Origin of the sequence: Rhizobium sp. ERR 942, from assembly GCF_007828395.1 — a bacterium.
GTDB lineage: Bacteria > Pseudomonadota > Alphaproteobacteria > Rhizobiales > Rhizobiaceae > Rhizobium > Rhizobium dioscoreae.
In genome coordinates this window covers 365,453-378,786 of record NZ_VIUA01000005.1, presented here as the reverse complement: position 1 = coordinate 378,786, position 13,334 = coordinate 365,453, and the positions used below count along the sequence as shown (strand labels likewise).

Annotated in this window: 7 protein-coding genes; 4 read left to right on the top strand and 3 right to left on the bottom strand. The window is 61.3% G+C overall.

Annotated features, from left to right (window positions below):
* Nucleotides 1-71 precede the first annotated feature (71 nt).
* The 4 genes from FBZ97_RS21840 (at nt 72) to FBZ97_RS21825 (ending at nt 5,326) form a co-directional block, all read left to right on the top strand.
* Nucleotides 72-1,376 (top strand): efflux RND transporter periplasmic adaptor subunit, encoded by a 1,305-nt coding sequence (locus FBZ97_RS21840; RefSeq protein ID WP_113331583.1) that lies wholly within the window; start codon nt 72-74, stop codon nt 1,374-1,376.
* Between the two features lie 9 nt (nt 1,377-1,385).
* The gene (locus tag FBZ97_RS21835; RefSeq protein ID WP_145321959.1) at nt 1,386-4,529 is read left to right on the top strand and encodes an efflux RND transporter permease subunit; all 3,144 of its coding nucleotides are present in this window, start codon (nt 1,386-1,388) and stop codon (nt 4,527-4,529) included.
* Between the two features lie 129 nt (nt 4,530-4,658).
* Nucleotides 4,659-4,904, top strand: a complete 246-nt coding sequence (locus FBZ97_RS21830) for a plasmid stabilization protein (protein WP_113421190.1) — start codon at nt 4,659-4,661, stop codon at nt 4,902-4,904.
* Entirely contained in the window at nt 4,901-5,326 is a 426-nt protein-coding gene (locus FBZ97_RS21825) for a type II toxin-antitoxin system VapC family toxin (RefSeq protein ID WP_145321957.1), read from the top strand. Before FBZ97_RS21830 ends, FBZ97_RS21825 begins: the two co-directional genes overlap by 4 nt.
* 106 nt (nt 5,327-5,432) lie before the next feature.
* Here FBZ97_RS21825 and FBZ97_RS21820 read toward each other — a convergent pair whose 3' ends face one another.
* Genes FBZ97_RS21820 through FBZ97_RS21810 form a run of 3 tightly spaced genes read right to left on the bottom strand, consistent with a single transcriptional unit; the run spans nt 5,433 to nt 13,158 of the window.
* Complete coding sequence (locus FBZ97_RS21820) at nt 5,433-8,543, bottom strand: efflux RND transporter permease subunit (protein WP_145321955.1); 3,111 nt, start codon at nt 8,541-8,543, stop codon at nt 5,433-5,435.
* Nucleotides 8,540-11,659 (bottom strand): efflux RND transporter permease subunit, encoded by a 3,120-nt coding sequence (locus FBZ97_RS21815; protein ID WP_113421193.1) that lies wholly within the window; start codon nt 11,657-11,659, stop codon nt 8,540-8,542. The genes FBZ97_RS21820 and FBZ97_RS21815 overlap by 4 nt, the downstream gene beginning before the upstream one ends.
* Nucleotides 11,656-13,158 carry an efflux RND transporter periplasmic adaptor subunit gene (locus FBZ97_RS21810; RefSeq protein ID WP_113421194.1) on the bottom strand — a complete coding sequence of 501 codons (1,503 nt, stop codon included), beginning with the start codon at nt 13,156-13,158 and terminating at the stop codon, nt 11,656-11,658. The genes FBZ97_RS21815 and FBZ97_RS21810 overlap by 4 nt, the downstream gene beginning before the upstream one ends.
* Between the last annotated feature and the right edge of the window lie 176 nt (nt 13,159-13,334).

Below are 13,334 nucleotides of genomic sequence, written 5' to 3'. Positions count from 1 at the left end.
TGACATTTGAAGCAGTACAAATATTTTCTGTACGACTTGGTACTATAAATAAGGCAACAGGAAATAGCAACGTGCGAAAGCTCGCCCCTCCCACTTCTGTACCCGCATATCCGGTGATATCAGCCCGCCTTCCGGTTGGCCGCGGATCGCTGACCGCCGTCGGAATTGTCGCCGCGATGTTGCTGGTGGGCTGCAACCAGCAGAATTCCGCCCAGAGCACTGCTCCCGCCGTCAAGACGGAAGTGAGCGCGATGTCGCTGCATCCGCAATCCGTTGCCATCACCGCCGAACTGCCTGGCCGCACCAGCGCCTACCTCGTCGCCGAAGTGCGGCCGCAGGTTGGCGGCATCATCCGCAGCCGCAACTTCAAGGAGGGCAGCGAGGTCCGGGAAGGCGATGTGCTCTATGAGATCGATCCGTCCTCTTATCAGGCATCGTATGACAGCGCCGCAGCCTCGTTGCAGAAGGCGGAGGGCGCCGTGCCCAGCGCCCAGGCCAAGCTCGACCGCTACAAGGGCCTGAGCGCCCAGAACGCGGTCAGCAAGCAGGATTTCGATGACGCGCAGTCCACGCTCGTCCAGGCACAGGCCGATGTCGCCTCTGCCAAGGCGGCGCTCGAGACGGCACGGATCAATCTCGATTATACCAAGATGAGAGCGCCGATCTCCGGCCGCGTCGATGCCTCCACCGTTACCGTCGGCGCACTCGTTACTGCCGATCAGACCACGGCACTGACCACCATTCGCCAGCTCGATCCAATCAATGTCGACGTCACGCAGTCGAGCACCAACCTGCTCGAATTCCGCCGCGCCGTCGCCGACGGCCGGCTGAAAACGAGCGGCGACAACGTTTCCGTGCATCTGACGCTTGAGGACGGCAGCCAATACAAGGAAACCGGCAAACTGGAATTTGCCGAATCCTCCGTTGCGGAAACGGTCGGCACCATCACCGTGCGCGCCGTCTTCCCCAATCCGGATCGCATCCTGCTGCCGGGCATGTATGTGCGCGCCACCATTCAGGAAGGCATTGCCGAAAACAGCTTCCTCGTGCCGCAGCGTGCCGTGACCCGCAACACGAAGGGCGAACCGATCGCCATGTTCGTGACCGCCGAGGGCAAGGTGCAGCAGCGGGTGTTGAAGGTGGAACGCAGCATCGGCAACAGCTGGCTTGTCAACCAGGGCGTTGCCGATGGCGATCGCGTGATCGTCGAAGGCGTCCAGCGTGTTCGTGACGGTCAGGAAGTCACCGTTTCTCCGGTAACGATTGACGATGCGACCGGCGAAGTGAAGCAGGCTGCCGCCGATAGCAAGCCGTCCGCGGAGCAGGCCGGCCTGGAAAAGACCGATATGAAAGCCGCCTCCGGCGTCCAGAAGTGAGGTTAGACGATGTCTCGTTTTTTCATCGACAGGCCGATCTTCGCCTGGGTGATCGCCATCGTCATCATGCTGGCGGGCACACTTTCGATCTTCACGCTGTCGATTTCGCAATATCCGCAGATCGCCCCGACGACAGTCAGCATCAGCGCTACCTATTCAGGGGCTGACGCCGCAACCGTCGAAAACTCGGTGACCAAGGTCATCGAGCAGGGCATGACTGGGATCGACAATCTCGACTACATGACATCGACCTCGACCTCGACGGGTCAGGCCTCGATCTCATTGACCTTCACCAACAAGGCCGATCCCGACGTCGCGCAGATGCAGGTGCAGAACAAGCTGCAGCTCGTCACCGCCCAGCTGCCGCAGACCGTTCAAAATACCGGCATCACCGTTTCGAAATCGACCTCGAACTTTCTGATGGTCGTCGGCTTCGTGTCGACAGATGGCAAGCTCAACTCGAACGATCTTGCCGATTACGTCTCCAGCACCCTGAACGACACGCTGAAGCGTATCGAAGGCGTCGGCAATACGCAGATCTTCGGTGCCGGCTATGCCATGCGCATCTGGGTGGATCCGGACAAGCTTGCCAAATATCAGCTGATGGTGAGCGACGTAACGAGCGCAATCCAGGCCCAGAACTCGCAGGTCTCGGCTGGCCAGCTGGGTGCCTTGCCGCAGCGCAAGGGCCAGCAGCTCAATGCGACGGTCACGGCAAAGAGCCGCCTGCAGACGCCGCAGCAGTTCGAAAACATCATCCTCAAGAGCCAGTCCGACGGCTCGCTGGTGCGCATCAACGATGTCGCCACCGTGGAACTTGGAGCAGACAGCTATACGACGTCGACCACCTATAACGGTCATCCCTCCGCCGGTCTCGCGGTGATGCTCGCCTCCGGCGCCAACGCCATCAATACGGCCGAAGCGGTGCGGACAGCCATCGGCAATATGAGCGAGACCCTGCCGCCGAACGTCGAGATCGTCTATCCCTACGATACGACGCCCTTCGTGAAGCTCTCTATCGAGGACGTGGTCAAGACGCTGTTCGAAGCCATCGTGCTCGTCTTCATCGTCATGTTCGTCTTCCTGCAGAACCTGCGCGCCACGCTGATCCCGACGCTCGCCGTCCCGGTCGTCCTGCTCGGCACCTTCGGCGTGCTGGCAATGTTCGGCTATTCCATCAACACATTGACCATGTTCGGCATGGTGCTGGCGATCGGCCTTCTGGTCGACGACGCCATCGTCGTCGTCGAAAATGTCGAGCGCGTGATGGAGGAAGAGGGATTGTCGCCACGCGAGGCGACGATCAAGTCGATGCAGGAAATCACCGGCGCGCTGATCGGCATCGCCACGGTCTTGTCGGCCGTGTTCATCCCGATGGCCTTCTTCTCCGGTTCGGTCGGCATCATCTACCGGCAGTTCTCGGTGACGATCGTCTCGGCGATGGTACTATCAGTCATCGTCGCGCTTATCCTCACGCCGGCCCTGTGCGCCACCATTCTCAGGCAGCCCAAACATGGTGCGAAGGAAAAGGGCCTATTCGGCTGGTTCAACCGCAATTTCGAACGGGGAACGAGAGGATATCAGCGCGGCGTGCACGGCATGATCCGGCTGAGCATCGTCTTCCTGCTGGTGTTCGTCTTGATCGGCGGCGCAGTGGCCGTCCTGTTCAACCGCCTGCCGAGCTCCTTCCTTCCGGAGGAAGACCAGGGCATTCTGCTGACCGCGATCCAGCTGCCTCCGGGCGCCACGGATTCCCGTACCTGGGCGGTGCTCGACCAAGTGAGAGATTACTATCTCAACAACGAGAAGGACTATGTCGAGGGCGCATTCGCGGTCGCCGGATTCGGATTCAGCGGTCAGGGCCAGAATGTCGGCCTCGTCTTCGTCAGATTGAAGGATTTCGATCAGCGCAAGACACCGCAGTCGAAGGCACAAGCCATCGCCGGTCGCGCCATGGGAGCCTTTTCCAAGATCAAGGACGGTAGCGTCTTCGCGCTGGCACCGCCGGCAATCCCCGGCTTCGGCAGCTCGAGCGGCTTCGATTTCTTCATCAAGGATATCAATGGCGCTGGCCATGATGCACTCATAGCGGCCCGTAATCAGCTGCTTGGGGCTGCCGCACAGAACCATAAGCTGCTCGGAACGCGCCCGAACGGTCAGGAAGACACGCCGCAATATTCCGTGAATATCGATCAGGAAAAGGCAAGCGCGCTGAACATCGGCCTTTCGGATATCGACACGACGCTATCGACAGCCTGGGGCGGCACCTACGTCAACGACTTCATCGACCGCGGCCGCGTCAAGAAGGTGTATGTCCAGGCCGACAAGGATTTCCGCATGCAGCCCGAAGACCTGGGCCGCTGGTATGTGCGCAATTCCGGCGGCGACATGGTGCCATTCTCCGCTTTCTCGAGCGGCGAATGGACCTATGGTTCACCGCGTCTGGAGCGCTATAACGGCTCGTCCGCGGTCGAAATCCTCGGCTCCGCGGCGCCTGGCGTCTCCTCGGGCGACGCCATGAACGAGATCGACAAGATCATGGCGAGCCTGCCGCCCGGCTTCAGCCACGAATGGACCAGCCTGTCTGCCCAGGAAAAGCTTTCGGGTAACCAGGCTACCCAGCTCTACGCCATCTCGATCCTGGTCGTCTTCCTGGCGCTCGCCGCCCTTTATGAGAGCTGGTCGATCCCGCTTGCCGTCATGCTGTCGGTCCCGATCGGCATCTTCGGCGCACTGCTGGCCGCAACCATCTTCGGCCAGTCGAACGACGTCTACTTCAAGGTGGGCCTGCTGACAACAATCGGTCTGGCGGCAAAGAACGCCATCCTGATCGTCGAATTCGCCATCGAGCAGCAGAACCAGGGCAAAAGCCTGATCGACGCAACGCTGGAAGCATCCCGCCAGCGCTTGCGACCGATCCTGATGACCTCGCTTGCCTTCATCCTCGGCGTGCTGCCGCTGGCGGTCGCCAACGGGGCCGGTTCCGGCAGCCAGAACTCGATCGGTATCGGCGTCATGGGCGGCATGATCTCGGCAACCGTGCTCGGCATCTTCTTCATCCCGCTGCTCTTCGTCTCCGTCCGCCGTGTCTTCAAGGGCAATGTTCGGTCGACGGCAGCTCCGGAGGCCACCAACCCTGACGTGGCGCATTAAGGCCTCTCCACTCGCTCTCTCTCGAAAGAGAGCGAGTGGAGATCTCGATCAGGCACCGGATGTGTCGTCTTGAATTGCCAAATTTGTCATCAATGATGAATATGCAATCATTGATGACAGGGTATTGCTATGGCCAGTATGACGATCCGCAACATCGACGATCATTTAAAGACCCGGCTGCGCATTCGCGCCGCCGCACACGGGCGATCGATGGAGGATGAGGCGCGAGACATTCTGCGGGCGGCCTTGTCGGCGGAAGAAAAGCGTCAACCCAATTTGGCCGAGACTATCCGTCGCCGCATGGCTGCAAGTGGTGGGGTCGTGCTGGATATGGCTCCACGTGAACCAATCCGGCCGGTCGATCTCGATCCATGATCGTTCTCGACACAAATGTCATTTCTGACCTATTGGCACCATCAACATCGCCCATGGTTGAAGCGTGGCTCGCCGCCCAGCCTCCTCTCGCCATCTTTACGACGGCAACGACGCAGGCGGAAATCCTTTACAGTCTCCGGCTGCTGCCTGCGGGCCGACGCCGAAGCGAATTGGAAGCTGCTATTCTCCCCATATTCGAAGAGGATTTCGCCGGAAGAGTTCTTCCCTTCGATAGCGAAGCCGCGGGAGCTTATTCCTTCATTGCAACATCGCGGCGTCGGGCCGGCAAGCCGATCAGCCAATTCGATGCTCAGATCGCCGCAATTGTAGCGTCGCGAGGAGCAACCCTTGCCACCCGCAATGTGTCCGATTTCCTGGATACCGGAATAACTATTGTCAATCCGTGGGACTATAAGGGCTGATCCGGTCCATCCATGCACCGCTGGAGCCGGATGATTTTAGGTCGAGTCGGCCTAAGACCTGTCGTCCGAAATCCCATGACGCTTTTCGGCATCACGCTCTAACCCCTCAAGTTGATTGCGGCGATATTGGCGGTGCCGAAGCTTGCGCCTTCGGCGACCATTTTGCGTGCAGCTTGGCAAGCATCAGATAGATGATCGGCGTGGTATAAAGCGTCAGCACCTGCGACACGACGAGGCCGCCGACGATGGTAATCCCGAGCGGGCGTCGCAGCTCCGAACCGGGGCCGGTGGCGATGATCAGCGGGATGGCGCCCATCAATGCTGCCAGCGTCGTCATCAGGATCGGCCGGAAACGCTTCAGGCACGCCTGATAGATGGCCTCTTCCGAAGACAGGCCGAGTATACGCTCGCCCTGCAGCGCGAAGTCCACCATCATGATGCCGTTCTTTTTGACGATGCCGATCAAGAGAATGATGCCGATGAAGGCGATGATCGTCAGCTCGGTACCGCTGATCGCAAGCGCCAGCAGCGCGCCGAGGCCGGCGGACGGCAGCGTCGAGATGATCGTCAGCGGATGCGCCAGGCTCTCATAGAGGATGCCGAGGACGATATAGACCGTCAGCAGTGCCGCCAGCAGCAAGAGCGGCTGGCTGCCGGAAGATTGGGTGACGCTCGCCGCATCGCCGGCGAAATCCGCATGCAGCGTATCGGGCAGATGCATGTCGAGCACCGCCTTCTGGATGGCGTCGTTCGCGACCTGCAGCGGCGTATTGAGCGCCAGATTGTAGGAGATGGTGACGGAGGGATATTGACCCTGGTGATTGACCACCAGCGGCGCCAGCGTGCGGTCGATCGACGCCACTGCGCTCAACGGCACCTGCGTACCGCCGGAGGCGGGCACGTAGAGCTTCGAAATGTCATGCGGATCGAGCGCATAGTTCGGGTCCGCCTCCAGCACGACGCGATACTGGTTGCGCTGCGTGTAGATCGTCGAGATCTGCCGCTGCGCGAAGGCATTGTTGAGCGCGGAATCGATAGACTGGATGTTGACGCCGAGCTGGGAGGCGAGACTGCGGTCGATATTGACGGTCGCCTGCAGGCCGTTGGGCTGCCTGTCGGTCGCGACATCGGTCAATCCCGGCAGGGCCTGCATCCGCTCCAGCACCTTGGGCGCCCATTCCACCAGCTCGTCGTAATTCGCGCCCCAGAGCGTGAACTGATACTGCGATTGCGACTGGCGCGCGCCGGCGCGGATATCGCCCGGCGAAAACAGGAAAGTGCTGAGGCCGGGAACAGCCATCAGCTGCTTGCGCAGCCTGTCTATGACCTCGGCCGTTGGCGCACGCTCCGATTCCGGCTTCAGCGAGATGAAAAGCTGGCCACGATTGATGGAGCTGGAAAAGCCGCCACCGCCGACGGAAGAGCCAATACCGGAAACGGCGGGATCCTTCGAAGCGATATCCGCCGCCTCCTGCTGCAGCTTGACCATGGCGGGATAGGAAATATCGGTCGCAGCCTGCGTTCCGCCCTGGATGAAGCCGGTATCGTCCTGCGGGATGAAGCCCTTCGGAACCTTGACATAGAGATAGCCGGACATGACCACGCAAGCGATGATGACGGCCACGGAAAGGAAACGGTGGTGCAGCACCGCCCGTAGCGTCCGGCCATAAAAGCCGGTAATCGCACCCAGTGTGCCCTCGACGATGCGGCCGAACAGGCCAGGCCGGGCATCGATATCGTGCTGGCGCAGGCGATGGCCGCAGATCATCGGCGTCAGCGTCAGGGACACGAGCGTCGAAACGACGATGGTAAAGCCGAGCGTCAGCGAGAAGGTCTGGAAGAAGCGGCCAACGATGCCGCCCATGAAAAATAGTGGAATGAAGGCGACAAGCAACGACAGGCTGATCGAGATGACGGTAAAGCCGATCTGCTTGGCGCCTTCGAGCGCTGCCCGCATCGGCTTCATGCCCGTTTCCAGATTGGCATAGATATTCTCGATCATGACGATGGCATCGTCGACGACGAAGCCGACGGATACGGCAAGCGCCATCAGCGAGAGATTGTCGATCGACAGCCCGAAGAGCCACATTGCGGCAAAAGTGCCGGCGAGCGAGAGGGGCACCGTCACGCCAGCGGCAAAGGTCGGCGTTGCCCGTCGCAGGAAGACGAAAACAACGGCCATGACGAGGCAAATAGTGGCAAGCAGCGTCCATTGCATATCGGTGACGCTGACATGAATCGTCGTGGTGCGGTCGGAAAGAATGGAAACATTTACGCCGGCCGGAATAAGCCGCTGCAGCTCGGGGATCAGCTGCTTGACGCCATCGACGGTGGCGATGACGTTCGCATCCGCCTGCTTGGTGATGTTAAGTAGCACGGCCGGCTTGCCGTCGTACCAGGCATCCGAGCGGCTGTTGCGCACACCCGGCTCGACGGTGGCGATATCGGAGAGGCGAACCGCGGTGCCGTCGCCGCTACGCACCACGATGCGCCCGAAGGCTTCCGGCGTCTTTAACTGGCTATTGACGGCGACGGAGAAAGCGCCGCCGGCACCGTCGATCGAGCCGAAGGGGCCGAGCACGTTGGCATTGACGATCGCCGTGCGGACGGCATCGAGCGACAGGCCCATAGCCGAAAGCCGGTCCGGGTCCAGCCGGACGCGGATGGCGGGTTGATCGGCGCCGCTCACGGTCACCCCGCCGACGCCGTCCACCTGCGAAATACGCTGCACCACCACGGTATCGGCTGCGTCATAAATGGCGCTCGGAGAGACATTATCCGACGTCAGCGCCAGAATAAGAACCGGGGCCGCCGCTGGGTTGATTTTGCGGAAGGACGGGAGAGTGGGCAGATCGCCGGGCAGGTCCGTCGCGGCCGCGTTCAACGCCGCCTGCACATCCTGCGCGGCACCATCGACGCTGCGCGAGAGATCGAATTGGACGATGATCGTGCTCGAGCCGAGCGAGCTGACCGACGTCAATTGCGTAACGCCGGCAATGGTTCCGAGGTGACGCTCCAGCGGAGCGGCCACGCTCGCCGCCATACTGGCCGGATCGGCCCCTGGGCGGCTTGAGGAAACGACGATTGTCGGCAGATCGACGGTCGGCAGGCTCGCGACCGGCAGGAAGCGATAGGCAACGATGCCGAGGATCATCAGCCCGATCGCCAGAAGCGTCGTCCCGACAGGGCGTTTGATAAACGGCTCGGAGATGTTCATCTCTCGCCACCCGCCAATTCGTTCATCTCGGCGCTCGGCATGCCACTAGTGCGGCCGACGATCTTGGCGCGCAGGCGCTCGAAGGCGAGATAGATCACCGGCGTCGTATAGAGCGTCAGGAGTTGTGACAACACGAGACCGCCGATGATGGTGATCCCAAGCGGAATACGCAGCTCCGCCCCCGTACCCTGGGCCAGCGCCAGCGGCAAAGCGCCGAAGAGGGCTGCGAGCGTCGTCATCATGATCGGCCGGAAACGCAGGATCGAGGCTTTCAGAATGGCTTCGCGCGGCTCCAGGCCTTCCTTGCGCTCCGCCTCCAACGCGAAGTCGATCATCATGATCGCATTCTTCTTGACGATACCCATCAGGAGCACGATGCCGATGAGCGCGATGATCGACAGATCCTGCCCGAACAGCATCAGCGCCAGCAGCGCGCCGACACCGGCCGAAGGCAGCGTCGAGAGGATGGTCACCGGATGCACGGCGCTCTCATAGAGCAGGCCGAGCACGATATAGATCGTCACGACTGCCGCCAGGATCAGCCAGGGTTCACCCGCAAGCGAGGATGCAAATTCTTCGGCATCGCCCGAATATTTGCGCTGGATATTATCGGGCATCTCGATATCTCGCTCCGCCGCCTTGATCTCGGCGACGGCATCGCTGAGCGAGGCACCCTTGGCGAGATCGAAGCTGAGCGTCACGGCCGGGAACTGCTCATCATGGCTGATGACCAGTGGCGCGGTCGTGAAACTCGCCGTCGTGAAGGCGTTGAGCGGCACCTGCGTGTCGCTGGCGCCGGCGACATAGAGTTTATCGAGAGATTTCGGATCCGACTGATATAGCGGTGCCGCCTCCAGAATGACGCGATACTGATTGGCCTGGCCGTAGATTGTCGCGATCTGCCGCTGGCCGAAGGCATCATTCAAAGTATCGCTGACGGCCTGCATGGACACGCCGAGCCGCGAGGCGGTCTCGCGATTGACATCGACGAAGATGCGCCCGCCGCCCATCTCCACTTCGGAGGCGACATCCGTCAGCTTCGGGCTTTCCTGCAGCCGCTGGACAAGCTTCTGCGCCCAGTCGACCACCGTATTCGTGTCCGTGCCCGTCAGGGTATATTGGTAGGGCGCACGGCTGGCCCTTGTGCTGATCGAGATGTCGCGCACGCTCTGGAAGGTGACATGGATGCCGGGCAAGCCCGTCACCTCGCCGCGCATCCTCTCGATGATCTGATCGGCGGACGCGTTACGCTCACTTCGCGGCTTCAGCACGAGACTGAGATTGCCGGTATTGAGCGTCAGATTGCTGGCGCTGGCGCCTATGACGGCAACGACCCCGGCGACATCCGGATCCTTGCGCAGCCGGTCGGTCACATCAGCCTGGATCTGCTTCATGGTTTCGAAGGAGGTCGTCGGCTCGGCTTCGATGACGGCGGTGATGAGGCCCGTATCCTGGGCCGGTAAGAAGCCTTTGGGGATGACGACATAAAGCGCGACCGTCGCAGCCAGCGTCACCACCGTCACCAGCAGCATGAGACGGCTGCGATCCACGGCCCAGACAAGGCTGCGCCGATAGCCTTCAACCATCCAGTCGGTGAAACGGTCGGCACCGGCCAGAAAGCCGCCCTGATGCTCTTTTGGCTTGCGCAGGATGCGCGCGCACATCATCGGCGTGAGCGTCAGCGAGACCACGGCCGACACGACGACGGCAATGGTGAGCGTCAGCGCGAATTCGCGGAACATGCGCCCGACGATGCCAGTCATGAACAGCAGTGGAATGAAGACCGCAACCAGCGAGACGGTCAGCGAAATAATCGTGAAGCCGATTTCGCCGGCGCCCTTCAGCGCCGCCTGCATCGGGTTCTCGCCCTCTTCGATATGACGCGCGATGTTCTCGATCATTACGATGGCGTCGTCGACGACGAAGCCGGTGCCGATGGTCAGCGCCATCAGCGAGAGATTGTCGAGACTGAAGCCGGCGAACCACATGACGCCGAAAGTGGCAATCAACGAGAGCGGCAGCGCGACACCAGCAATGAAGGTCGCCGTCATCGTCCGCAGGAAGAGCAAGACGACGAGGATGACGAGACCGATACTGATGACCAGCGTCCATTGCACATCATGGATCGAAGCCCGAATGGTCTCGGTGCGATCATTGACGATATCAAGGGAGACGCCGGCCGGCATCGCCTGCTTCAGCTTTGGGATCTGCTTCAGCACATTCTCGACCGTCTGGATGACGTTGGCGCCCGGCTGACGCATGATATCGAGAATGACGGCGGGCTGGCCCTGATACCAGGCGCCGACACGGTTGTTTTCCAGTCCTTCGACGACGGTTGCGACGTCCTTCAATTGCACCGGCGCGCTGTTGCGGTAGGCAACGATGACCGATTTATAGACGTTCGGATCGACGATCTGGTCGTTGGCGGCAAGCGTGAAGCTTTGCTGCGTGCCGTCGAGCGAACCCTTCGCACCGGCAACGCTGGCATTGGTGATCGCCGTACGGATGTCCTCCAGGGCAAGTCCATAGGAGGCAAGACGCGGCAGATCCGCCTGGATGCGGATGGCAGGCTTGACGCCGCCCTGGATATTGACGTCGCCGACCCCCGACACTTCGCTCAGGCGCTGCGCCATCATGGTATCGGCAAAATCGCTGAGCTCGCGGATCGAATAGCTGTTGGAGCGCAGCGCCAGCGTCACGATCGGCGTATCGGCCGGGTTCACTTTCGAATAGGTCGGAGGATAGGGAAGCGTGCGCGGCAGGGTGGAGCCGGCGGCATTGATGGCCGCCTGCACATCCTGCGCCGCGCCATCGATATCGCGGCCAAGATCGAATTGCAGCGTGATCTGGCTGATGCCGAAGGCGCTTGATGAGGTCATCGAAGCCAGCGATGGGATCTGGCCGAGCGGCCGCTCCAGCGGCGCCGTCACCAGCGCCGCCATCGTATCGGGATCGGCTCCCGGAAGCTGCGTCGTCACCTGGATCGTCGGAAAATCCACCTGCGGCAGCGGCGCGACCGGCAGGAAGAGAAAGCCGAGAATGCCGCCCAACAGTACCGCTACCCCGAGAAGCGAGGTGGCGATCGGTCGGGAGATGAAGAGCGACGAGACGTTCATTGTTGCTGCGTCGGCGTAGCGGAGGAATTGTTGGAGGCCGAGCCGCCGCCCGTATCCGCACCCTGTTCGCCAGCGGCGCCAGGCTGACCATCCTGGCCGCGATGGCCATTATGACCGCCAGCACCGCCCTGCCCACCTTGACCACCCTGGCCATTGTGGCGGCGATGCGGACGTTCGCCCGCATTTGCGGTGCCTGGAGCAGCATTCTGTTGGTCGTTCTCTGCAACAGGCTGCCCGTTATTGTCGGTTGACGGAGCAGCCGGCGACGCCTGATCCGGATTGGCCGAAATCTGCACCTTCGACCCATTCTGAAGCCGCGCGAAACCAGTCGTCACCACTTTGTCGCCGGGCGTCACGCCATCGGCGATGACCGCAAGCGTATCGTCCTGCTGGCGCACCTTCACCGGCTTCATCGCAACAGTCTGATCCTGGCCGATGATATAGACGAAGGTGCCGTTCGGTCCGCGCTGCACGGCGCCGCTCGGAATGACGGTAACGCCCTTCAGCGTCTCCACAAGCAGGCGGGCATTGACGAAGGCGCCGGGCCACAGCGCCAGCTTGTCGTTGGGGAAATTCGCCTTCAGCTTGACCGTGCCGGTGGTGGGATCGACCTGATTGTCGACCACTCCAAGCGAACCATTGTCGACTACCGTCTCGCCATCGTTGCCCAAAGCCTGAACGGAAAGCGTTCCGGCCGCACTTGCCGCATTGACGCGGGCAAGCTGTTGCTGCGGAATGGAAAACAGCACGGAGATCGGCTTGATCTGCGAGAGCGTCACGATGCCGGTCGCATCCGAGGAGCTGACGAGATTGCCGACGTCGACGTTGCGGATGCCGGTGCGCCCGTCGAAGGCTGCCCTGATCGTCGTATAATCGAGCGTTGCCTGCGCGCTCTCGATGGCAGCCACATCCGCCTGGACCTGTGCGGTATATTGCGCCACCAACGAGGTCTGCGTATCGACCTGTTGCTGCGTGCCGGATGCGCTCTTCACCATCATCTGGTAGCGGGCTAGATCGCGCTGGGCACCCGCGAGCAGAGCTTCGTCCTGCGCCTTCTTGGCAATCGCCTGGTCGAGCTGCGCCTTATAGACGGAATCGTCGATGCGGGCGATGACGTCGCCCTTCTTGATGTCCTGGCCCTCGACGAAATTGATTTCGACAATTCGTCCGCTGACCTGCGGGCGCACCGTCACTGTATTCAGCGCCTTCACCGATCCAACGCCGTTGATGTAGACGGGGACATCGGCGGTCGTCGCATTGGCAGCAAGTACGGGAACCGGTCCGCCGAACTGCGACATGCCGCGCCGTCTGCCGCTGCCGCCGCCCTGCCCCTGGCCGCCGCGGCGCTCACCCTGGGCTTGCTCGCCTGGCGCAGCCGCGCTCTGATAGCCGAGCAGCTTCTCTGCCGGCCCAAGCCAACGATCGCGGATCGCATAGGCGCCGTACCCAACCACGCCAATCACAGCCAACCACACGACGACCCGAAACGTCCGAGCCATTCACGCACCTTCCTTCAAAGCTCGGGGTGATCGACGATCCCCCGATATTCATGGCGCGACCTTAGCTTGCATCGCGCCGCTTAGGAATTTGGTATGGCCATTAAATTTTGTCCATTTTAGCGCCACTTAGCGTAACAAACTGTAACATTGGACGAAAAACTAGGGTTGTGGTTGCA